23 protein-coding genes and 1 pseudogene are annotated in these 21,590 nt (G+C 45.5%); 16 read left to right on the forward strand and 8 right to left on the reverse strand.

The genetic code is table 11. From position 1 onward, the window contains the following. From BUB86_RS13200 to BUB86_RS13230, 7 genes are all read left to right on the forward strand, one after another. The gene (locus BUB86_RS13200; protein ID WP_073210305.1) at positions 1-1,209 is read left to right on the forward strand and encodes a lipopolysaccharide biosynthesis protein; all 1,209 of its coding nucleotides are present in this window, start codon (positions 1-3) and stop codon (positions 1,207-1,209) included. A gap of 6 nt (positions 1,210-1,215) precedes the next feature. Then, positions 1,216-2,463 carry an O-antigen polymerase gene (locus BUB86_RS13205; RefSeq protein ID WP_081373252.1) on the forward strand — a complete coding sequence of 416 codons (1,248 nt, stop codon included), beginning with the start codon at positions 1,216-1,218 and terminating at the stop codon, positions 2,461-2,463. Continuing rightward, on the forward strand, positions 2,460-3,200 hold the full coding sequence (locus BUB86_RS13210; RefSeq protein ID WP_073210310.1) for a glycosyltransferase family 2 protein: 741 nt from the start codon (positions 2,460-2,462) through the stop codon (positions 3,198-3,200). Before BUB86_RS13205 ends, BUB86_RS13210 begins: the two co-directional genes overlap by 4 nt. Positions 3,201-3,262: 62 nt before the next feature. Further along, the gene (locus BUB86_RS13215; RefSeq protein ID WP_073210312.1) at positions 3,263-4,285 is read left to right on the forward strand and encodes a glycosyltransferase family 2 protein; all 1,023 of its coding nucleotides are present in this window, start codon (positions 3,263-3,265) and stop codon (positions 4,283-4,285) included. A 1-nt stretch (position 4,286) separates the two neighbouring features. Then, on the forward strand, positions 4,287-5,477 hold the full coding sequence (locus tag BUB86_RS13220) for a DegT/DnrJ/EryC1/StrS family aminotransferase (RefSeq protein WP_073210314.1): 1,191 nt from the start codon (positions 4,287-4,289) through the stop codon (positions 5,475-5,477). Further along, positions 5,474-6,061, forward strand: a complete 588-nt coding sequence (locus BUB86_RS13225) for a sugar transferase (protein WP_073210316.1) — start codon at positions 5,474-5,476, stop codon at positions 6,059-6,061. The genes BUB86_RS13220 and BUB86_RS13225 overlap by 4 nt, the downstream gene beginning before the upstream one ends. Then, positions 6,058-6,630 carry a sugar transferase gene (locus BUB86_RS13230; RefSeq protein WP_073210318.1) on the forward strand — a complete coding sequence of 191 codons (573 nt, stop codon included), beginning with the start codon at positions 6,058-6,060 and terminating at the stop codon, positions 6,628-6,630. Before BUB86_RS13225 ends, BUB86_RS13230 begins: the two co-directional genes overlap by 4 nt. Positions 6,631-6,636: 6 nt before the next feature. On the opposite strand, the gene BUB86_RS13235 is transcribed toward BUB86_RS13230, so the two are convergent. Beyond that, positions 6,637-7,086, reverse strand: a complete 450-nt coding sequence (locus tag BUB86_RS13235) for a lipocalin-like domain-containing protein (protein WP_073210320.1) — start codon at positions 7,084-7,086, stop codon at positions 6,637-6,639. Then, positions 7,083-8,609 (reverse strand): capsule assembly Wzi family protein, encoded by a 1,527-nt coding sequence (locus BUB86_RS13240; protein ID WP_073210323.1) that lies wholly within the window; start codon positions 8,607-8,609, stop codon positions 7,083-7,085. Before BUB86_RS13240 ends, BUB86_RS13235 begins: the two co-directional genes overlap by 4 nt. A gap of 181 nt (positions 8,610-8,790) precedes the next feature. On the opposite strand from BUB86_RS13240, the gene BUB86_RS13245 reads away from it, so the two are divergent. Beyond that, complete coding sequence (locus tag BUB86_RS13245) at positions 8,791-9,624, forward strand: hypothetical protein (RefSeq protein ID WP_073210342.1); 834 nt, start codon at positions 8,791-8,793, stop codon at positions 9,622-9,624. Between the two features lies 1 nt (position 9,625). Here BUB86_RS13245 and BUB86_RS13250 read toward each other — a convergent pair whose 3' ends face one another. Further along, positions 9,626-10,132 carry a histidine phosphatase family protein gene (locus tag BUB86_RS13250; RefSeq protein WP_073210325.1) on the reverse strand — a complete coding sequence of 169 codons (507 nt, stop codon included), beginning with the start codon at positions 10,130-10,132 and terminating at the stop codon, positions 9,626-9,628. 87 nt (positions 10,133-10,219) lie between these two features. Between BUB86_RS13250 and BUB86_RS13255 the strand changes: the two genes are divergently transcribed. Continuing rightward, positions 10,220-10,870, forward strand: coding sequence for a DUF308 domain-containing protein (locus BUB86_RS13255; RefSeq protein ID WP_254795171.1), 651 nt, complete (start codon positions 10,220-10,222; stop codon positions 10,868-10,870). Here BUB86_RS13255 and udk read toward each other — a convergent pair. From udk to BUB86_RS13270, 3 genes are read right to left on the reverse strand one after another with little or no spacing between them, the layout of a single operon-like run. Next, positions 10,857-11,471 carry a uridine kinase gene (gene udk, locus BUB86_RS13260; protein WP_073210326.1) on the reverse strand — a complete coding sequence of 205 codons (615 nt, stop codon included), beginning with the start codon at positions 11,469-11,471 and terminating at the stop codon, positions 10,857-10,859. The genes BUB86_RS13255 and udk overlap by 14 nt on opposite strands. Next, positions 11,468-12,046, reverse strand: a complete 579-nt coding sequence (locus BUB86_RS13265; protein ID WP_073210328.1) for a uracil-DNA glycosylase family protein — start codon at positions 12,044-12,046, stop codon at positions 11,468-11,470. Before BUB86_RS13265 ends, udk begins: the two co-directional genes overlap by 4 nt. Then, positions 12,046-13,089, reverse strand: coding sequence for an endonuclease/exonuclease/phosphatase family protein (locus BUB86_RS13270; RefSeq protein ID WP_410543946.1), 1,044 nt, complete (start codon positions 13,087-13,089; stop codon positions 12,046-12,048). Before BUB86_RS13270 ends, BUB86_RS13265 begins: the two co-directional genes overlap by 1 nt. A gap of 150 nt (positions 13,090-13,239) precedes the next feature. Between BUB86_RS13270 and BUB86_RS13275 the strand changes: the two genes are divergently transcribed. From BUB86_RS13275 to BUB86_RS13290, 4 genes are all read left to right on the forward strand, one after another. Next, the gene (locus BUB86_RS13275; protein WP_013064062.1) at positions 13,240-13,494 is read left to right on the forward strand and encodes a type B 50S ribosomal protein L31; all 255 of its coding nucleotides are present in this window, start codon (positions 13,240-13,242) and stop codon (positions 13,492-13,494) included. 87 nt (positions 13,495-13,581) lie between these two features. Then, complete coding sequence (locus BUB86_RS13280; RefSeq protein WP_073210330.1) at positions 13,582-14,133, forward strand: glutathione peroxidase; 552 nt, start codon at positions 13,582-13,584, stop codon at positions 14,131-14,133. 9 nt (positions 14,134-14,142) lie between these two features. Continuing rightward, on the forward strand, positions 14,143-15,072 hold the full coding sequence (trxB, locus tag BUB86_RS13285; protein ID WP_073210348.1) for a thioredoxin-disulfide reductase: 930 nt from the start codon (positions 14,143-14,145) through the stop codon (positions 15,070-15,072). A gap of 425 nt (positions 15,073-15,497) precedes the next feature. Beyond that, entirely contained in the window at positions 15,498-17,078 is a 1,581-nt protein-coding gene (locus BUB86_RS13290) for an ATP-binding protein (protein ID WP_073210332.1), read from the forward strand. Here BUB86_RS13290 and BUB86_RS13295 read toward each other — a convergent pair. Further along, a complete protein-coding gene (locus tag BUB86_RS13295; RefSeq protein ID WP_073210334.1) occupies positions 17,008-18,432 on the reverse strand; it encodes a sodium:solute symporter in 1,425 nt (474 codons plus the stop codon). The genes BUB86_RS13290 and BUB86_RS13295 overlap by 71 nt on opposite strands. A gap of 142 nt (positions 18,433-18,574) precedes the next feature. On the opposite strand from BUB86_RS13295, the gene BUB86_RS13300 reads away from it, so the two are divergent. The 3 genes from BUB86_RS13300 to BUB86_RS17275 all read left to right on the forward strand — a co-directional run bounded on the left by BUB86_RS13300 (position 18,575) and on the right by BUB86_RS17275 (position 20,914). Continuing rightward, positions 18,575-19,939: a TrpB-like pyridoxal phosphate-dependent enzyme gene (locus tag BUB86_RS13300; RefSeq protein WP_073210336.1), complete on the forward strand. Its 1,365-nt coding sequence runs from the start codon at positions 18,575-18,577 to the stop codon at positions 19,937-19,939. A gap of 561 nt (positions 19,940-20,500) precedes the next feature. Continuing rightward, entirely contained in the window at positions 20,501-20,668 is a 168-nt protein-coding gene (locus tag BUB86_RS13305) for a hypothetical protein (RefSeq protein WP_254795172.1), read from the forward strand. A gap of 51 nt (positions 20,669-20,719) precedes the next feature. After that, a complete protein-coding gene (locus BUB86_RS17275) occupies positions 20,720-20,914 on the forward strand; it encodes a smalltalk protein (protein ID WP_139261622.1) in 195 nt (64 codons plus the stop codon). On the opposite strand, the pseudogene BUB86_RS17715 reads toward BUB86_RS17275, so the two are convergent. Continuing rightward, positions 20,880-21,590: pseudogene (locus BUB86_RS17715) on the reverse strand (hypothetical protein); the annotation flags it as partial. The gene BUB86_RS17275 and the pseudogene BUB86_RS17715 sit on opposite strands and share 35 nt — an antisense overlap.

Below are 21,590 nucleotides of genomic sequence, written 5' to 3' on the forward strand. Positions count from 1 at the left end.
ATGAGTAAAGACGTTGTCTGGACATTCACCATTCAGATAACGATTATGCTCTGTGCTTTTGCCATTAACAAGTTATTGAGTAATCGCTTAAGCATTGAGGATTTTGGACAGTATAATCTGATAAAAAGGAGCGTTCAGGTACTATCGTTTGTGATGCTGGCAGGAGTAGGCATCGCCCTACCCCGCTATATCCCACTATACAGAAACGGCGAGCAACAGCGGTCTATTGTGCCTCTGCTGGCGGCAGCCCTCGTCTATATGACAGGCATCACCATCATAGTGTGCATCATATCAGCAGCAATGGTAAACGATGCACTCCTGGCGATAGCCCTTGCTTACGCATTTACCCTGGCGTTGTCGCAATTCGTGTTTGCCTATTATCGGGGAACAGGCAACTACAAATGGTATAACGCCACGCAACTTGTCATCCAGCTGGCTATTATCCTGCCACTCATATTTCTGCCTATACTTACTACCAGAATCGTGTTCTTGTCGTGGTTAATCATCACCTCTGTGCTTGTAGCCATCTATATGGGCCGAGAACTGTTCATCCACAAGCTTCCGCACCTGAATATTGCATCGATAAAAGAAGAGTTAAAGACCATCGTTAAATACTCATCAGGAAGATTGATAGCCGACTTCTTTCTGTTCTCGCTATCCGCATTCCCACTTATCTATATCAGCAAAACCCAAGGATTACAACCCACGGCCTACTATTCTGTGGGAATAACGTTTGTAACGATGGTTACTCCGCTATATTCGTTTATGGGCATCATCCTGCTGCCATACGTTTCAGAATGCCTGGCCCAGAAAGAGCAGAAAAGAGCCAACCTTTTCATCAACAATTTAGCTACGCTCTATTTGGGTACATCGCTACTCATCATAGCGGCTCTATATCTGTTTATCGGCTTTTTCACCTCTCTGTTCTTTGCCGATAGCTATTTGGCTACTGTAGAAACATCGCGCATCATGATTCTTGCTATTCTACCACAGGCCCTATATCTGCTGTATCGCAACCCGATTGATGCTGTTAGCGTCAAGCCCTATAATGCCTTTATCCTCGGTATCTGTCTGGTGGTAATGATGATATCGTTCAGCCTCAGCACTACCCTCACCCAACTAGCTTGGGCCTACTTCTTAGTAAGCATCCTGCAAGGAGTGCTATCATGGATAACGTGGCAATTTATTAAGAACCCCAGTAATTCGTAAGGCCCAATGACAATCCTTATCATAGCTCTCGTCGCCGTTCTGGTCTCCTTGTCGTGGAAGTACATTCTGCGCCTTGAGCCTGCTGGTGTATTTGCTGCGATGTGGGCTATCTCAATACCGCTTGTACTGATGCTACAGCATTATATTGCTCTGCAATTCTATGGCATCTTATTCATTCTTGGCGGCGTCATCATGCTTATTCTGGGCACCATCTTCTGTGATTCTGTATATCATCCTGCTGGAAACAACATAAAACTAACCATCAGGAAGGAACGCATTCTTCCTGTTATGCTGCTTCTACTTATCGGCGCTATGGTTAATCCGCTCTATTCAATTATTCTTCATGGATTCAACCTCAATGCCTTGTTAAGTATGCAAGATATCTTGAACATGAATAAGCAGATATCGGAAGACCGCTATTCAACGGGCGGCATCACTAATATGGCCAACCAGTTCTTCCTCATCTTCTGCTACGCCGCACCACTATTTGGTGGATTCTGCTACAGATGGTGTGGGCGTTTTACTAAAACGATATGCATCTTAACACTTGTTCCAGGTATATTCATTGCACTTACCCAGTCCATGAAAATGGGTATGATTACAGGATTCATACTCTGGTTTACAGGCTATCTGGTATGTGCCTATAGTTACGACATTCCGATAAGACTCAAAGCTAAACACTTGCTGAGGTTTATGGGTGGATTCGCCGTATTCTTCGGAATCCTTTTCTCATCAATGGTACTACGTACAGGCGAAATAAGCGAAAGGGCTATCATGGACATCAGCCAGAAGTTCATAACCTACGCCTTTGGCCAGTTCCATTGTTTCGATACGTGGTTCACATTCCACGAAACATCCGAATATGCATTAGGCGGCAAGACATTCCTAGGTATAACCAATCTTATAGGTCTGGAAGAAAGGATTCAGGGCGTCTATCAAGAATATCACCAGATAGGCCAAAACGGTTATTACGGAATAGCTAATATTTTCACCATATTCAGATCACTCATCGAAGATTTCGGAGAGTCTGGTGCCTATTTTGTCTTGCTGCTTTTAGGAGCATTCTCTAAATACTCATTCAAGAATCTGATATGTGGTAAAAGTATCATTCTCAATCAGGTCATCATAACTGCCGTATATGCTTACTTGCTATGGTCGTTTGCCACATCTTTCTTTGCATATACCAGCTATATTGCCATGTTTGCTGTGGCCTTATTCTTATTCATATTCTTACAAAAAGAAACAACCGAATGATTAAAATAGCTATCTTCTGCGTATCGTATAACTCTGATAAAGAGCGTGATGCTTATCTAGCCTCCATAGATACAGCAAAGCGGAAAGCATCAGACCAAGTACATGTCGACGTCTACATGGCCGACAATACCATAGAAGATAATCCAGGTTACTTCAGAGCGATAAGACGACTGATGCAAAAGGTAGAAATTGCCGACTACGACTACTCTATCATCAGCAATGTCGACTTGATTCTTGAAGAAGATTTCTTCCAGAAACTGGCTGACTATGAAGGTCCCGAAGATACAGGCTGGATTGCACCCAGAATATGGTCAGAGTTAGAACAGCGAGATCGCAACCCTGCCAGACTATTTCGCCCTTCACTCAGAAAAATGAAGATACTCCGAGCTTTCTATCAGTATCCGATTCTCGATACCATCTACCATCATACCGTTTATCGCAGAAAGAAATACTATGCTAAGACCAACGCAGGTCCTATCTATGCAGGCCACGGTTCGCTGATAATTCTAACCAAGAGTTATTTCAGCAAGTGCGGCATCATAGACTATCCTATGTTTCTTTTCTGCGAAGAACTATACCTGGCCGAGAACTGCAGGAAAGCAGGTCTTAAGGTAGTTTATGAGCCTAGCATCAAAGTAATCGACAAAGAACATGTTTCTATAAAGAAGATGTCGCACAGAGATTATTGCAGACACAATCTAAAAGCAATGAACTATATTCTCAGCATTTTTTATTGATTTTACGAAAAAAAGACGTACCTTTGCACACTGATTAAAGCAAAATTGCGTTTATAATATAAATGAATATAAAAAATGTGTCGGTGATATGTCCTGTGTTCAATGAAGAGGCCTTCATTGAAGCATGTATCATATCTATCATCGAACAAGATTATCCTCAGGATGCGATGGAGATTCTATTTGTAGATGGACGGAGTACAGACCATACCGTAGACATTATTCGTCGCTATATGGAGCAGTATCCTTTTATAAAACTCCTAGACAACCCCGAGCGTATCGTTCCCCATGCATTAAACAGAGGACTGCAAGCTGCCAAGGGAGAAGTGATTATGCGACTCGACGGACACTGCACCTACCCTACCAACTACATATCAGAACTCGTAAAATATCTGTATCTGTTAAATGCCGACAATGTAGGAGGCGTATGGAGCACTCAGCCTGCTAAAGACACTCCCGTCTGTCAGGCCATCGCGTTAGCTTCGAGCCATCCATTTGGTGTAGGAGGCTCTATGCACAAAATTGGCGCATCAAAAATCATGGAAACAGATACCGTACCTTTCGGATGTTACAAGCGTGAGATCTTTGAAAAGACAGGCCCGTTTGACACCGATTTAGTACGAAACCAGGATGACGAGTTTAATGGACGTCTGCAGAATCTTGGAGGAAAGATATATCTGATTCCTCAAGTAGTTATAAACTACACAGCTCGCGATACGCTTTGCAAGATGCGGAAGATGTACTACCAATATGGTCTGTATAAGCCATTAGTAAACAAGAAACTGGGTGCGCCTACTACCGTCAGACAGTTTTTCCCTCTGTTTTTCCTATTGGGACTTGTGTTTGGAGGAATCGGTAGTTTGTTATCACCATTCATTCTGCAGGTTTACACCACAATCCTGTTGCTGTATTTATTCGTAGGAATCGTAGTAGGCAGCATGGGAGCCATACGCGCACATCAGCCGCTTCTAGTATTGCTGATGCCTTATGTATTTTTTAGTATTCACATGAGTTATGGAATTGGCTATATCGTTGGTATATTCAACGTTATATGCAAAAAGACAACTCAGGTAACCCATAGTAGATAAGATGAAGATACCCTTTTCGCCTCCAGATATCACACAAGAAGAAGCACAGGAAGTGGCCGCCGCCCTATTATCAGGCTGGATTACCACAGGCCCTCGCACCAAGGAGTTTGAAAGACAAATTGCCCGTTTCTGCGAGACCAATGTTGCCGTATGCCAAAGCAGCGCCACAGCTTGTCTCGAAGCCATACTCCGTATACTTGGAGTAGGTCCTGGCGATGAAGTGATTACATCAGCCTATACCTATACGGCCACAGCTAGTCCTGTATGTCATGTAGGAGCCAAACTGGTATTCGTAGACACCCAACAAGATTCGTACGAAATGGACTACGAACAGCTGGCGAACGCTATTAACGAGCGTACCAAGGTGGTGATTCCTGTAGATATTGGCGGTGTTCCATGCAACTATGCAGCAATTAACAGAATCGTAGAAAGCAAACGCCATCTGTTTAAACCAGCCAACGAAATACAAGAGGCTATAGGGCATCTGATTGTTATAGACGATGCTGCTCATGCTTTCGGTGCTAGCTGGCAGGGTAAAAAGGTAGGTTCTGTTGCCGACTTTACATCTTTTTCTTTCCATGCAGTCAAGAACTTCACCACAGCTGAGGGCGGAGCTCTTATGTGGAAACCCATAAAGGGTATTGATGACGATTGGATTTACCAGCAATTCCAGCTAAACTCTCTTCACGGGCAAAGCAAGGACGCCTTATCGAGAGCCAGACTTGGTTCGTGGGAATACGACATTCTGACACCAGCCTACAAAAGCAACATGACCGATCTGACAGCTGCTATCGGACTGGTACAGATGAAGCGTTACCCAGCCATGCTGAAGCGCAGAAGAGAACTCATAGAGCACTACAACCAGGAATTATCTGGTTTGAACCTGCAATTACGAGACCATTATAATGCGGAGCATATCTCGTCAGGGCATCTATACCAGGTAAGGTTGTTGGGATATGAGGAGAAGCAGCGTAATGAGGTCATCGTAAAAATGGCAGAACGCGACATCGCATGCAATGTGCATTTCAAACCATTACCCATGATGACTGCATACAAAAAGCTGGGATTCGACATCAGCAACTATCCGCATGCATACAATCAGTTTAAAAACGAAATCACACTTCCACTCTATACTAAGCTTACAGACGAGCAAGTGGAATATGTAATAAAGAACTTCAAGGAAGTGATATGATCAGATTGTTCGACATATTGTTCTCTGTTATGGGACTGATTCTGCTCTCTCCCATATTCATTGTACTCTATATTATCATTAGAACAGGAAGCAAAGGAGGCGCCTTCTATGTTCAGGAAAGAATAGGCAAAGACGGAAGACCATTCATGCTTTACAAATTCCGCACAATGCATGTTGGCTCTGATTCGGAAGGCTTATTAACCATTGGCAAAGATGATAACAGAATAACACGAGTTGGATATTTCCTCCGCAAAACGAAAATAGACGAGCTGCCGCAACTACTGAATGTTTTAAAAGGCGATATGAGTCTGGTTGGTCCCAGGCCAGAGGTTAGGAAATACGTTGATTTATACACAGAAGAACAACGTAAAGTGCTAAGTGTACGCCCAGGAATCACCGACTATGCATCGATAGAGTATGTCAACGAGAATGAGTTACTCAGTAAAGCCAACGATCCCGATCGTGTATATATCGAAGAGGTAATGCCCGATAAAATCAAGCTCAACATGAAGTATCTGGAGCATTATACGATGCAGGAATACTTCAGAATTATCTTTCTCACCTTAAAAAGTCTGATAGCATGAAAAGAGTCATTGATTTCTGTCTGGCACTTATCTGCCTGATTATCTTCTCGCCATTATTCGTCATCTGCTATCTGGCAATCAGACTGGAGGATGGCGGCCCGGCACTCTTCAAACAAGAGCGAATAGGCCTGGGCGGAAAGCCTTTCAATATTCTGAAGTTCAGAAGTATGACCTTAAACGGTAACCGCGACGAATATGCCTTATTCAAACATGAGAAGAATGAGAACCTTACACGTATCGGAAGATTTCTAAGAGACCACCATCTAGACGAGCTGCCTCAGTTATGGAATGTTCTAAGGGGAGACATGGCTTTTATCGGCCCACGCCCGGAAAGACAATACTACATAGACCTGATTATGGAGAAAGACCCCAGATATCAGCTCTTGTACCAGATTCGTCCAGGAGTTACCAGCTATGCTACCCTATACAATGGTTATACCGACTCGATTGAAAAGATGCTCATCCGCTTGGAAATGGATCTGTATTATTTGGAGCACCATTCTATATGGTTCGATGCAAAGATTCTATTCCAAACCTTCCTTTATATCATGTTTGGTAAGAAGTTCTAATACAAACTACATCTTAACAAAACTAATACGAATCGTTTCGTTCTGTAGCACCATCTCATGGCCATTCAGTTTCAGAACCTGAAAAGACTCACGCATCTGATTGATTCCATAAATGTATATCAATGGCATAGTAGACTCATCAACTAGTGGGTCATCCTTTTCGCGATCTCGCAGATGAATATCAGAAAGAGTCAGCATATCTTTATCTAACGAGAAACGTAGATAGAACTCCTGAAGCGCCTTTTCTGTATCAGTAGATCCACGAAGCTGAAGCAGATTCTTTTGGAAAGCCCAATACACCTTTTGGTTCGACATATCTGTATGAGCAGAATTAGCCAATGTATCAACTGCTACTATATGCCAATAACCATCAAGATTCCCGTTATCCGAAGTTTCGATATCACACGATACCAGAAATGATGCAAAGGCTACTAATATGAATAATATCTTTTTCATTTTGCAAATATTCCAGATTTAGCGATTGATATTTGGGCTCCAAAGTTGTCGCCAAGAAGCTTGCCGCTATCCATAGCCAGCGCCCCTCGCACACTCCAGCCAGCCTTAAGCTGCCAAGAGAGTTCTGCCAGCAGACTGAAGTTGTACTGTTTTGAGGTAAAAGGATCATTATATGTACCTAATCCCGTTTGATAAGTAGATAGCACACGATAGTTAAGCGGCTCACAAATCTTTCCGCTAATGCCCAGATGCCAAGCCACAAATCGGTTATCAGCCACACGAATAGACCCATCATCATTATAAAGCGGCGAACGGTACAGAGGATTTCCCATTACTTGTCCCCAATGTTGCCATCCTGTAAAAATATGATGGTTATAATAATTATCATTACCGCCGATATGGTCGCTTATTGTCTGGGTTCTATCATGATACACAGGACCACTCTGATATTTCGAATACAGATACTCTACTACTATATTTTTGAGCCAGTCGCATTGCTTGAGTTTCAGTTCCCAACCCAACATCATGTCTTTAAAGTCATAAAGCAGGTATTTATTATCTTTCTTTGTATTCCATTCTGCCCCGTCACCATATCCATCATAATCAAGCATAAACATAGCCGACTGATCTTCAAAGAAATGATCCAGATAAAAGCTTCCCTCCCATGTGTCTGCCTCATAATTCAGGCGAACAATCCATGAGCCTAGCTGATTACCACTAGCATTTTCATAAGTCGTCTCGTTCACTTCGCCACCGCCTGGAACAAAAGCATGAATCATACTCTTCAAACCGCCCTCGTTCGAAATCCACTGCCAATCATCTCTCGACAGTTCATAATACGACTTTCCTCCAAACTGGCAGGCCATTTCCAAACCGAGTTCGGCAGTAAATTTGCTTGGACCTATCTTCAGATAGCCGGCCTTGCTATGGTAGAAAGTACCTTCGGTATAGCGGTTTTGTGGAGATACAAAGTCTTTCTGCCAGTTATCGTCGGTAGTTTTACCATAGGCTATATGACCTTTCAGGGCTAGCCAGTTCCTGGTGCCTGGTATAGTCCAGTATTCAGGAAGCGCTATTCTAACCTGCGGAACCGGCCGGGCATTGATACCAAGCGTCTGCGAGCCAGAGCTTAATTCCTGGTTCTTCAGTTCCATCGGATATTCTTTGGCTCCAACAGTCAGCGTGCCTTTCAGCCATCGGCCTTCAACATAAACCTGCTGCATCACCAAGGTACTGGTAAAACCAGCAGCTACAGCCATATCTACACCATAACCTATCCCCCACTTCCTGCCATCATCGGCAGAGAGAGGTCGGGCAACAGCACCACGCAGATAGCCATTGGCAGTTTTCAACGAACTGAGTCCATATTTGTTGGCATTGAGCCATAATGGTGTATGATCGCCAGTTGATAATGTAGTCTGCAGCTCAGCTCGATAGTGCAGACTATCGGTAAGCGAACGTTGCTGTCCGCTCGCAGCCAGAGAGCCGCACATTATTAATATAATAGATAGAACATTCCTCATATCGCTGGCAAAGTTAATAATAAAATGCGAAATGTAAAGAGTGAAAAGCGGAAAAAAGTGGGGAAATAGGGATTTTCCTCCGCCCAATTAGGGAAAATCCTTTGTATATGACTTAAAAATGTTGTTCCTTTGCAACGTGAATAATAAACAAGAATGTAGAACAATTAAAAAAGATATGGTTATGAAGAAGTTGTTTTTCGCACTGATGGTGATGCTGACCTCTACTTTGTCAGCGAGTGCAATGAGCTACGAGCAGGCTCGCAACGAAGCCCTGTTCCTCACCGATAAGATGGCGTACGAGCTGAACCTCACCGACGAACAGTACGAGGCTGCATACGAGATAAACCTCGACTATCTGATGGGAGTAGCTGGACGCGATGATGTTTTCGGCACCTATTGGGAGCGTCGTAATCTCGATCTGAGCTATATACTGTACGATTGGCAGTGGAATGCTTATATAGCTGCTTCATACTTCTATCGCCCACTCTATTGGGAGGCTGGATATTGGCACTTTGGCATATATCGCGTATATCCACACCGCGACTTCTTCTACTTCGGACGTCCTCACTTCTATGCGACCTACCGTGGTGGACATGCTTGGCACATTCATGGCACACATGGATACTATTATGGACGCAGAGAGCACTTCCGCCCCGTTCACAGAGAGCATTTCGGCATGCACGATCGCTGGAATCGCGGCGACTTCCGCAACCCTCGTTACAGCTCAACACGCGTAACAGGTCGTCATCACAACAGCCATCGCATCGAGAGCCATCATCATGGAATGAATCGCCACAACGAGATAAATCGCCATTCTGAGTCACACCGCAATAACAGCTCATTCGGCGGTTACCGCGGGAATAGCAGTTCGCACGGTGGTTCACACGTAGGATCGCACAGCAGTTCACGCGGCGGTTCACACAGCAGTTCACGCGGCGGCGGTGGTTCTCACAGTGGCAGTTCTCATAGCGGAGGCTCACATAGTAGTGGCAGCCACATGGGAGGTCGCAGATAAACTAAAGTTCGAGTGTACGTACTTCAGCATTCGACATCCTCTGAATTTCGTTCATTGGTTTTTGATAATAAAATGATTGTATAGCTTTGTTGATGATGCCATGGCCCACGGCCAGTACCTTCTTTCCAGGAAATGTCTGCCTGACATAAGCGATGAATTCGCCAGCCCTGGAAAGAAGGTTTTCTTGTGTCTCTATATCGTCAGGCCATACTTCGCCTTTCAGTTCCGGTATATAGCGACCTGTAAAGCTTCCCCAGTCTCGTTCGCGAAGCAGTTGGGTAGTATGAACCTCCAGATGATGCGGCTCTGCTATGATGCGGGCAGTATCAACAGAACGTTTCAAATCGCTGGCAATCACCACGTCGATAGCCTTATCCTTCCACGCCTCACTAAACTCCCTGGCCTGTCTGATACCGTTCTCATTCAGTTCGCCCTGAGTCTGTCCTTGCATGATTTGATTGGCGTTATCCACTGTTTCGCCGTGCCTTACTAAGTATAAAGTTGTCATTATCTTATAAATTTTGCTGCAAAATTACATAATTATTTGCTGATTCCACCTAAATTATTTATATTTGCAGCGTAAAACCAAGAAATTATGAAGATGAAGATATTACAAAGTTCTATTTTCCGTGCCATTTGCGCCATAGCCATTGGTATCATGCTGATTAAGTATCCTGATAATACTGTAACATGGATTACAGTAGCCATCGGTATTCTTTTCCTTTTATCGGGTGTGATTTCGGTAGTAGTATATTTCAATGCCAGCAAGAGCGTTTCTGAGTATAAGATCATGGATGCCGACGGACATGTGATTGCCGGTGAGAAGCCTACATTCCCGCTTGTGGGCCTGGGCAGTATTATCCTTGGATTATTACTTGCTCTCACACCAGGCATCTTTATCAAGGCGCTGATGTACATCATTGGAGCCATATTGATACTGGGTGCCATCAATCAGTTTATGGTACTGGTAGGCGGTCGCCGATTCGGAAAGATAGGCTTTGGATATTGGGTATTCCCATCGCTGATACTACTTACAGGCCTTTATGTGATGCTAAAGCCGATGAGTCCTGCAAGTATGGCAATGATTATTCTGGGTTGGTGCTCACTTCTTTACGGCATAACCGAGATTATCAACTCGCTGAAGGTGCATTCCAACAAGCGTAAAGCTGAGAAAATACAGGAGATACCTGTAGCCGAGGAAGTGAAAGAAGAAAAAGAAGCTACGGAAGTGACTACACTCCCGTAACTATTCCCTCAATATATGTCTTAAGGATGTGGATACCCGTACGGTTATCCCCACCCCAAGGTACTATCAGGTCGGCAAACTTTTTGGTTGGCTCGATAAACTGCTCGTGCATAGGCTTCAGCACCTTCTCATAGCGATCCAGCACCATATCCACAGTACGTCCACGCTCCACTACATCACGGCGAATGTTACGGATCAGGCGTACATCACTATCGGTATCAACAAATATCTTCAGGTCCATCATATCGCGTAGCTTCTTATAGTGCAAAGCCATGATTCCCTCGATAATAATCACAGGCTTGGGTTCTACGTGTATGGTTTCCTTCAGTCGGTTACTCTCAATATACGAGTAGGTGGGCTGCTCAATAGCCTCGCCACTCTTCAGTTTCTTAATATGCTCTGTCAGCAGTTTCCAGTCGAAAGCGTCAGGATGGTCAAAATTGATGGCCTTACGCTCTTCGGGTGTCATTCCTGTGGTATCATTATAATACGAGTCGAGGGGAACAACTGCTGCACAATGTGGTGGCAGCGCTTTGGCTATTCGCTTTACAACGGTAGTCTTGCCAGAACCAGTACCGCCTGCAATTCCAATGATTGTCATAATTCAAGGTATTTAAAAACTATATTATAATATTCTGCTTTACGCTCTGTCCGCATCGGATAAGCTCTTGAGCTGCTTGGCATCCGATAGAGACGCATTGTTCTGTTATCCAGACTGAACTCAGCATACTCGCCCACCTTCGGACTCTGTACGCCATAATGGCTGCAAAACACGTCGGTTGCCAATTGTCCTGCCGTTATCACAGCCTTGCACTCTGGCAGTTGTCTCAGCATAGCGTCCAGATCGGTCTCTTCCACAATCTCCAGATCCTTGTCGGATGCATTATCCTTTGTTCTGCGGATGCGGGTGGCTGTATCGTACATTGCTATCCCCTTTTCGTTCAGGAACGGGATGATACTATCCAGATCGTAGCGCTTTTCCTGTTCTAATACGAAGTGCTGTTTGTCGCCATAGAAGCAGATGCCGAAGATACGCCACATATCGTTGATAAAGTTGGGATAATAGAATGGCATGCACCATCGTTTCTCTGCCGGAGGAAAGGTTCCAAGCATCAGCAGCTTGGCATTCGCAGGCAGAAATGGCTCAAAGGGATGACTCTCTATAATCTCACTCATTACTCTTTCATCAAATAAACCAATGTTGGCAGATGGTCGCTATATCCGTTGAGCCACTTTCCGCCAGCACTCGTGCGCAAGGTATTACCTCTGTATTCGCCTTCCTGCTGAATCAGATAATCACGACGGAATATCTGATAATCCAGGAGTTTCAAGGTCTTATAATCCTGATTACCGGCCTTGTTAAGCAGATTAGACGAGAGGATAATCTGGTCGAACAGATTCCATGAACCTTGGAATTGGAGCGTTCCCTGACCAGCAGCCAACATGTTCCACCAGGGATTCCAGAGTCCGCCCTCTTCTACCTCACTGACTTCGCGCTTTGCACCCAGGCATTTTGCCATCGACGGGTCATGTGGATCGTCGTTCATATCGCCCATAATAAACAGCTTCACATTGGGATCGTCCTTCTGCAGCGAGTCTTTTACAGCCCTCAGCTGGGTTCCGCCATCCTCTCGGGCATACGATTTAGCACCTCGCGAAGGCAGATGGTTTACGATAATCGTGACGTGCTCCTTAGCCAATGTACCACTAACCACCAAGAAACCACGTGTGGCACGTCCGGCATCTTCAGGTCTATTATATATATAAGGTATAAGCTTGTAGTTTCTCACCTTAAACAACTGCGGATTATAGAGCAGCGCACAGTCTATGCCACGCTGGTCAGGACCTTCAACATGTATAAACTGTATATTGCGGGCCTTCAATGCAGGCTGATTGCACAAGTCTTCCAAACACTTAGCGTTCTCAACCTCGGCCACACCTATGGCAGCACAGCCCACTCCAGGCAACTTATCTGTACCCATCTCGGCCAGAACTTTCGACATATTCTGTAGCTTGCATTTGTACTTTTCGCCAGTCCATTTAAACGTACCTTCGGCCAGAAATTCGTAATCATTTTTACCTTCATCGTGGCACGTATCAAACAGATTTTCAAGATTATAGAAACCTATACCATATATATTTTGCCCCTTCTTGCACTTAGCCATACCAACAGTCGCAACAAGAAGGAAAACAAACCATAAAAGATGTTTTCTGTACATAATCAGTTATATTTTGTTGCAAAAATAGCATAAAAATCCGAGCAAACAAAGAAAAAAGCACAAAAAGTTTGTAAATTCAGAAAAATATTCGTAACTTTGCACCCGCTTTATGCGAAATTAGTATTTATAACATTAATATTTAAACTCAAAATGAAAAAAGGTATTCATCCAGAAAACTATCGCCCCGTCGTATTCAAGGATATGTCCAACGGCGATATGTTCCTTACGAAGTCTACTGCAAAGACAAATGACACTGTAGAATTCGAAGGCGAAACTTACCCAGTGGTAAAAGTCGAAATCTCTAGCACCTCTCACCCATTCTACACAGGTAAGAGCAAGCTCGTTGACACAGCAGGACGTGTTGATAAGTTCATGAGCCGCTACGGTAAGGCTGCGAAGAAGTAAGATAAAAACCGCAAAGAACATCAAAAGATGCGTCCATGGTAGTTGCATATGCCAAGGCCGCATCTTTTTATATTATTACAACACGATATGAAAACAATTTATGACTTCACTGTCAAGGACAGGAAAGGCAAAGACGTATCCTTGAAGGAATACGCAAACGAGGTATTACTGATTGTTAATACAGCTACCAAGTGTGGATTCACCCCTCAGTACGATGAACTGGAGAAGCTCTACGAGCAGTATCACAGCCAGGGTTTCGAGATTCTCGACTTCCCTTGCAATCAGTTCGGACAGCAGGCCCCTGGTACCGACGAGAGTATCCACGAGTTCTGCAAGCTGAACTTTGGTACAGAGTTCCCCCGCTTCAAGAAGGTTAAGGTTAACGGCGACGATGCCGATCCTCTATACAAGTTCCTGCAGGAGCAGAAGGGTTTTGCCGGTTGGGATATGAGCCACAAGATTGCCCCTATCCTTGACGATATGCTGTCGAAGGAGGATCCCGACTACAAGCAGAAGCCCGACATCAAGTGGAATTTCACCAAGTTCCTGATTAACAAGAAAGGCCAGGTTGTTGCTCGTTTCGAGCCTACCGAGAATATCGAGAACATTGCCAAGCAAATCGAAGAACTGCTGAAATAATTGATAATTATGAAGACCAAGTGTTTGATTATAGGCAGTGGCCCTGCAGGCTATACTGCAGCCATCTATGCCTCGCGCGCTAACCTCAATCCTATTGAGTATAGCGGCATGCAGCCTGGTGGACAGCTCACCCAGACCACCGAAGTCGAGAATTTCCCAGGCTACCCTCAGGGTGTTGACGGAAACCAGATGATGATGGATCTGCGCGAACAGGCCGAGCGCTTTGGCACCGACATCCGCGATGGCGAGATTGTGAAGGTCGACTTCTCTAAGGCACCTTACGTTTGCACAGCCGATGATGGTACAGAGATCGAAGCCGATACCGTTATCATTGCTACAGGCGCATCGGCTAAGTATCTGGGACTCGACGACGAGCGCAAGTACAACGGTCAGGGCGTATCAGCATGCGCTACCTGCGACGGTTTCTTCTATCGCAAGAAGACGGTAGCCGTGGTTGGTGGTGGCGATACCGCTTGCGAGGATGCCCTCTATCTGGCCGGTCTGGCCAAGAAGGTGTATCTCATAGTCCGCAAGCCTTTCCTCCGTGCCTCTCAGGTCATGCAGCAGCGTGTTAAGGAGAACGAGAACATCGAGATTCTCTTTGAGCACAACACCCTGGGCCTCTATGGCGAGAATGGTGTTGAGGGCGCTCATCTGGTAAAGCGTAAGGGCGAACCCGACGAGGAGCTGGTAGACATCGCTATCGATGGTTTCTTCCTGGCTATCGGTCACAAACCTAATACAAACATCTTTAAGGATTGGTTGGATATGGACGAGGTTGGCTATCTGAAGAAGATAGACGGCACACCTAAGACCAAGATTCCTGGAATATTCGTTGCAGGCGATTGCGCCGACCCTGTTTATCGTCAGGCCATCTCTGCAGCAGGTTCAGGTTGCCAGGCAGCCATTGAGGCCGAACGCTACCTCTTGAACCGATAAAAAAATCAGTAAGTATATAAAATCAGAAAAGGCTCGTTTCACAACGAACCTTTTCTTTAATTACTTAAAAAACTAAATTAATCAACCATAAACCTTAACCATTAAAATCTTTTTCTGCTGCAAAGATATAGCAAATATTTTAAATAAATGTTCATTTATAGATTTTTTTGTGTTTAAAATGCGTTAAATCACTTAAATTAAACATTTTCGCGCCTATTTTAAACATTTTAACGCTTGAAAAAGCAAATTTTATCGAAAAATCGTCGATAATTCGATTTATTTATTTATTTTTGCACATATAAAACTTATGAATTATGGACAGCCGTATACTATTAACCCTCTACATAGTGGCACTAATAGCCATTATTCTCTTCGCAGGACGCCGCTTGTACTTGCGAAGTCAAAGACGAAAGAGGCAATTGCAGATGAGTGCTATTTTCACTAATATTACTCATGAACTGCTCACCCCCCTGGCCGTTATCTCGGCTTCGGTAGATAAACTGCGCGATACCGCACCAGATTATGTACACGAATACGACTTGATGCAATTCAATATTCAGCGCATGGTGCGCCTATTACAGCAGATACTAGAAGCCAGCAAGTCGGATGCAGGAGAGTTAAGGCTGCTGGTGGCTCAGGGCGATGTAATGAGGTATATACGCGAAACCGCCGAATGCCTGGAGCCGCTCATTGCCAAGAAAGACATGACATTCAGCATCAACTGCCAGCCAGAAAGCATGATGGGCTGGATTGATACGGATAAACTAGACAAGATAATCTATAATCTGCTGTCGAATGCGGCAAAATACGGCAAGGTAGGCGGCCATGTATCTATCGATGCCGTCACCAATAACACATACGATCAGGTAGAAATCAAGGTGAGCGATGATGGCGAAGGCATCTCGCCCAAACACATGAAATACCTGTTTAAGCGATTCCACGATGGCGATTACCGCAAACATCAGACAATCGGCACCGGACTTGGTCTCTCGCTCACTCGCGATCTGGTTGATCTTAACCACGGCACCATCGACTGCAAGAGCGAGGAAGGCAAGGGCACCGTATTCACCGTTACATTACCTATTAATAAAGAGGCCTTTGATCCAAGACAGATAGACGAGCAGCATAAAATCGACTTCAGCATACCGAAGAATACCATCGTCGACATCAACACCATCGTGCCCGATGTGAATGCTGAACCCGAAGATGAGACTGAGGAAGACGGCTACAAGCTGCTGGTGGTAGAAGATAATCTGGAGTTGCTCATGCTGATGAAACAGCTTCTCAAGTCAACCTATCGCGTCTATATAGCCCGCAATGGTATAGAGGCGCTGAAAGTCATCAACGAGAAAGAGCTCGACCTGATTATCTCCGATGTGATGATGCCAGAGATGGACGGTCTGGAACTCACCCAAAAGGTAAAGGCAGACCCCAACTTCAACCATCTGCCCATCATCCTGCTTACAGCCAAGACGCAGGAGAAGGACGAGCAAGAAGCCCTGTTGTACGGTGCCGATGAGTACCTGAGGAAACCATTCCGCCTCGGCGATCTGAAGTTGCGTATAGATAATATTATCGAAAACCGCAAACGCATGCAGACAGAATTCAGCCAGATGACGGAAGAAGAAGAGCAACAGACGATAGAAAAGATACCTGGTGCCGACGATACATTCGTCAAGGAAGCCATCGAGCTAGTACATAAACATATCGACGACGAGAGCTACGATCGCGATGCCCTAGCTAGCGATATGGGCTCCAGCGCTTCCAGCCTGTATAACAAGCTGCGCTCTATTACGGGCATGCATGTTTCTGCTTTTATCCGCGACGTCAGGATGAAAGAGGCCAAGCGGTTGGCTACCGAGAATCCCCGAATGCGTGTAAGCGACTTGGCCTACAGCGTAGGGTTCCACGATCCCCGCTATTTCGCCACCTGCTTCAAGAAGCACTTTGGCATTCAGCCCAAGGAGTTTCTCGAGAGCTTACAGAAAAAAGAGCGAAAAAAGTAAGCGCACCGTTCATCATCAGCAGCTCGTAACCGAAACGATAGCCTGCCACATTCCAGGTCAACGCATCGATGGCATAACACACCAACGGCGATGCGATGCAGATGTAGGGCACATACTTGTCGCGAGGCACCCTTTTGGTGAGCATTCCAAAAGCAAACAGACCCAGCAACGGCCCGTAAGTATAACTGCACATCACGTAGATAGCATCAATCACACTGGTAGAGTTCAGCATTCTGAACAGCATCACCATCACCACAAACAGCACGCTGATAACCAGATGGGCTCTTTTTCTCAGCTGTTCGTCGCCTTCCCTACCCCTAATATCCACACAGTAGCTGGTGGTTAGCGATGTCAAGGCCGAATCGGCACTCGAAAAAGCAGCCGCTACGATACCTATCGAGAAGGGTATCAACACCGACAGACCGCTCTTCTGCACATATCCTGGCAGCAAAGCATCCGACACGCCCTTCTCGCCCAGCATCACCAGCAGCACACCTAGCGACAGGAACAGCAGATTAGCAGGCACAAAAGCCACGCCGTAGGTACACATATCCTTCTGTGCCTCACGCAGCGACTTGCAAGTCATGTTTTTCTGCATCATATCCTGATCCAGACCCGTCATCACTATCACGATGAACACGCCACTCAGAAACTGCTTCCAGAAGTTCTGCTTCGATACCCAGTCGTCCATTACAAATATCCTGCTGTGCTCATCGGTAGCTATCGCACTCACAGCCTCAGGTATCGTCATGCCCAGCTCGCCTATCACCTTATATATAATAAGGAGTAGCGCCGCAAACAGGCACAGCGTCTGGAAAGTATCCGTCCACACCAGCGTTTTGATGCCGCCGCCACGGGTGTACAGCCATATCAGCACTACCATCACCGATATCGTCACCACAAACGGGACGCCCAGCTGGTCGAACACAAACTGCTGCAGTATCATGCACACCACATAGAATCGCGCCACCGCTCCAGCCATCTTCGACAGCAGAAAGAACGACGCCCCCGTCTTATAGGCCCGCTGCCCCATGCGCATTCCCAGATACGAGTAGATGGTAGTAAGATTAAGCCGGTAGTACAGCGGCAGCAGGATGAAGGCCACAGCGATGTAGCCCAGAATAAATCCCAGACAGGTCTGCATATAAGTCATATCGATACCGGTCACCATACCTGGCACCGACACAAACGTTACGCCCGATATCGAGGCACCAATCATGCCAAAAGCCACCATATACCATGGCGACTGTCGGTTGCCACGAAAGAAGGTATCGTTCGTAGCCCTTCGTCCTGTCAGCCTGCTGATGGCAAACAGAACTGCAAAATAACCTAATATTATTGCAATCATCCACATAATCGAGTGCAAAGGTACACATTTTTATTAAATTCTTAATTCTTAATTCTTAATTCTTAATTAAAAATATTATCTTTGCAAGCGGTTTCGGCTTGGCCGCTTGCCTCTACAAGAATTCCAAATTCTAAAAAAAAATATTATTATGTCTAAACAGAAAAAATTTATCCTCCAGGAGAGTGAGATTCCTACACAGTGGTACAACATTCAGGCTGATATGCCTAATAAACCTATGCCTCCCATCCATCCGGCTACTAAGCAGCCTCTGGGTGTAGACGACCTGGCACACATCTTCCCACGCGAATGCTGTGTGCAGGAGCTTGATACAGAGCATCGCTGGATCGACATTCCAGAAGATGTACTCGACAAGTACAAGTACTACCGCTCTACCCCACTGGTCCGCGCCTATGCCCTCGAAGAGGCACTCGGCACCCCAGCCCACATCTATTTCAAGAACGAGAGTACCAACCCTCTGGGTTCGCATAAAATCAACTCTGCCCTGCCTCAGTGCTACTATGCCAAGCAGGAGGGCACCAAGAACGTAACCACCGAGACCGGTGCTGGTCAGTGGGGAGCAGCTCTGAGCTATGCCGCCAAGATCTATGGTCTGGATTGCGCTGTATATCAGGTAAAGATCACCATGCAGCAGAAGCCCTACCGCTCTAGCATCATGCGTACATTCGGTGCAGTGGTCGAGGGGTCACCCTCTATGTCGACCCGCGCTGGTAAGGACATCCTGACTCGCGACCCCAACCACTCTGGTTCGCTGGGCACAGCCATTTCTGAGGCTGTTGAGCTGGCCACCACCACCCCCAACTGTAAGTACACCCTTGGTTCGGTATTGAACCACGTAGGTCTGCACCAGACCATCATCGGTCTTGAGGCCGAGAAGCAGATGCAGATGGCAGGCGAGTATCCCGATATCGTGATCGGCTGCTTTGGTGGCGGTTCTAACTTTGGCGGTATTGCCTTCCCATTCATGCGCCACAACCTGAGCGGCGAGCGCCACACAGAGTTCATCGCTGCCGAGCCCGACAGCTGTCCTAAGCTCACTCGCGGACAGTTCCGCTACGACTTTGGCGACGAGGCTGGCTACACCCCACTGCTGCCTATGTACACACTGGGTCATAACTTCAAGCCATCAAACATCCACGCTGGCGGTCTGCGCTACCATGGTGCCGGCATGATTATCTCTCAGCTCATTAAGGACGGCCTGATGCATGGTGTCGACATTCCTCAGCTCGAGACCTTCGAGGCAGGTATGCTGTTTGCTCGTACCGAGGGTATCATCCCTGCTCCTGAGAGCTGTCACGCCATCGCAGCTACCATCCGCGAGGCCAACAAGTGCAAGGAAACTGGCGAGGAGAAGGTAATCCTCTTCAACCTCTCTGGTCACGGATTGATCGATATGCCAAGCTACGAGTCGTACATCAAGGGCGACCTGCAGAACTACACGGTTACCGACGAGATGATAGCCGAGAACCTGGCAGAACTCGACAAGCAGCAATAAGAAACAAACCTCTAAATAAAAAGTAATCCCCGCTAGTAATTCTGGCGGGGATTCTTGTATCAAACTATTTGTATTGACTGTTCAGATAATCTCAACGGGATTCAGAAATTCAGAATTCAGTTTTATTTTGAGCCATAAACAGCTATGAAAGAACAAATCTTTACATAATATAATACTATTATATATAATATAAATATTATATATAATAGTAAATTTCTATCTGCCATTAGAGGGTGCTGCTGAGATAACTGAATTTTGAATTTCTGAATCCGAGTACTATAAGCAGCACCCATTTAACAATTGATTAACACTTATCCTTTGAATAATTGACGAAATTATCGTACCTTTGCATTGTCAAAAAGAAAGAGAGCGGGCGGCGGCCTTAAGGATAAAAATTGCGAGATTTAAATCTAGAAATTGCGCGCATTAATACTAGCAGTTGATACCTTTAATCGCAGTGCTTAGCTACTCTGAATGGCGACAACGAGAGAATAAACAAAATATTTAACAACACAAAAATTAAACTAGATTGAATTATGGCTATTAAAGTAATCTCCAAGCGTGGAGGTGAAGGACGAGCTGAAGAACACCTCGATTCAGATTACCTACCTGGATGAGGACGGCAAGGTTCTGAAGCGCGTAACCAGCGGCGACACAGGTGACATCGAGGACAATGGTGGCGACGATGACGGCCCAACCGGCGGCCTCACCCCTAACCCAGGGGATTAAGGAGGGGAAATTTAAATCCGTAGGTAAAATCATTTAAAACCCCAAAACACTATGACAAAGAAAGAAACGATTAAGTTTATTGTGCAGATCATAGCATCTGTAGCCTCAGCGATACTGACGGCACTTGGAGCCCATCGTGCATGGGCGTGTAAAGAAGAGAGGATGTGTAGAACCACATCCTCTCACTGTTTTAAACAAAGACATCACTCCATTAATTACCAACAACGACCTTCTTGCCATTATTGATGTAGAGACCGCTCTTAGTAGGTTTACCCTGCAGGCGGCGACCACTAAGATCGTACCAGACATCGTTAGCCGAATCGGTTGTAACAATGCCCATGCCTGTAGTGCCACTGCCACCATACAGACTAGACAAGCTGATGGCACGTGTGCCAGCGCCCTCGTTATAACGCGGCTCATGGAAGGTAAATACCTCGAACGGACGGATGTTGCGATAATTCCTTAAGAATACACTACCCTCAACATAATTATCAACATCCTCACCAATGTTCAGAGCATAGACATGATTGAAAGCCTCAACCTCCTGGAAAGTTGGTATAACAAACAACGTATCACCAATCATTACCGACATAGTTTCAGTAACCGGTACTGTAACATTAACAGATGCAAACTGTATGATACCAGCCTGGTTAAACTCATCGCTATACTCATCGCTGTTAGGCATACTGATGATATATGGCTTGTTGGCCTCAATCGTTTCAGCATCGCTAATGCCCTCTTCGGTAAACTGGTGCAACCAGAAATGATAGTTGCTGGCACTGTTTCCGAATGGAGCAATCACACCATGACTCTCGTGAGTAAAGGTCTGTACATCGAATGGCAGACAGATGCCTTCCCAACCGCGACTTACATTCTTCTTGGTGGTCTGCTTAAACTCGCGAGTGTAGCTGATCTTCTCGGC

The organism is Xylanibacter ruminicola (assembly GCF_900142525.1).
GTDB classification, from domain to species: domain Bacteria; phylum Bacteroidota; class Bacteroidia; order Bacteroidales; family Bacteroidaceae; genus Prevotella; species Prevotella ruminicola_A.

Coding starts and splice junctions, on each gene's coding strand:
- BUB86_RS13200 (WP_073210305.1), top strand. CDS start 1: ATGAGTAAAGACGTTGTCTGGACATTCACCATTCAGATAACGATTATG.
- BUB86_RS13205 (WP_081373252.1), top strand. CDS start 1,216: ATGACAATCCTTATCATAGCTCTCGTCGCCGTTCTGGTCTCCTTGTCG.
- BUB86_RS13210 (WP_073210310.1), top strand. CDS start 2,460: ATGATTAAAATAGCTATCTTCTGCGTATCGTATAACTCTGATAAAGAG.
- BUB86_RS13215 (WP_073210312.1), top strand. CDS start 3,263: ATGAATATAAAAAATGTGTCGGTGATATGTCCTGTGTTCAATGAAGAG.
- BUB86_RS13220 (WP_073210314.1), top strand. CDS start 4,287: ATGAAGATACCCTTTTCGCCTCCAGATATCACACAAGAAGAAGCACAG.
- BUB86_RS13225 (WP_073210316.1), top strand. CDS start 5,474: ATGATCAGATTGTTCGACATATTGTTCTCTGTTATGGGACTGATTCTG.
- BUB86_RS13230 (WP_073210318.1), top strand. CDS start 6,058: ATGAAAAGAGTCATTGATTTCTGTCTGGCACTTATCTGCCTGATTATC.
- BUB86_RS13235 (WP_073210320.1), bottom strand. CDS start 7,086: ATGAAAAAGATATTATTCATATTAGTAGCCTTTGCATCATTTCTGGTA.
- BUB86_RS13240 (WP_073210323.1), bottom strand. CDS start 8,609: ATGAGGAATGTTCTATCTATTATATTAATAATGTGCGGCTCTCTGGCT.
- BUB86_RS13245 (WP_073210342.1), top strand. CDS start 8,791: ATGAAGAAGTTGTTTTTCGCACTGATGGTGATGCTGACCTCTACTTTG.
- BUB86_RS13250 (WP_073210325.1), bottom strand. CDS start 10,132: ATGACAACTTTATACTTAGTAAGGCACGGCGAAACAGTGGATAACGCC.
- BUB86_RS13255 (WP_254795171.1), top strand. CDS start 10,220: ATGAAGATGAAGATATTACAAAGTTCTATTTTCCGTGCCATTTGCGCC.
- udk (WP_073210326.1), bottom strand. CDS start 11,471: ATGACAATCATTGGAATTGCAGGCGGTACTGGTTCTGGCAAGACTACC.
- BUB86_RS13265 (WP_073210328.1), bottom strand. CDS start 12,046: ATGAGTGAGATTATAGAGAGTCATCCCTTTGAGCCATTTCTGCCTGCG.
- BUB86_RS13270 (WP_410543946.1), bottom strand. CDS start 13,089: ATGTACAGAAAACATCTTTTATGGTTTGTTTTCCTTCTTGTTGCGACT.
- BUB86_RS13275 (WP_013064062.1), top strand. CDS start 13,240: ATGAAAAAAGGTATTCATCCAGAAAACTATCGCCCCGTCGTATTCAAG.
- BUB86_RS13280 (WP_073210330.1), top strand. CDS start 13,582: ATGAAAACAATTTATGACTTCACTGTCAAGGACAGGAAAGGCAAAGAC.
- trxB (WP_073210348.1), top strand. CDS start 14,143: ATGAAGACCAAGTGTTTGATTATAGGCAGTGGCCCTGCAGGCTATACT.
- BUB86_RS13290 (WP_073210332.1), top strand. CDS start 15,498: ATGAGTGCTATTTTCACTAATATTACTCATGAACTGCTCACCCCCCTG.
- BUB86_RS13295 (WP_073210334.1), bottom strand. CDS start 18,432: ATGTGGATGATTGCAATAATATTAGGTTATTTTGCAGTTCTGTTTGCC.
- BUB86_RS13300 (WP_073210336.1), top strand. CDS start 18,575: ATGTCTAAACAGAAAAAATTTATCCTCCAGGAGAGTGAGATTCCTACA.
- BUB86_RS17275 (WP_139261622.1), top strand. CDS start 20,720: ATGACAAAGAAAGAAACGATTAAGTTTATTGTGCAGATCATAGCATCT.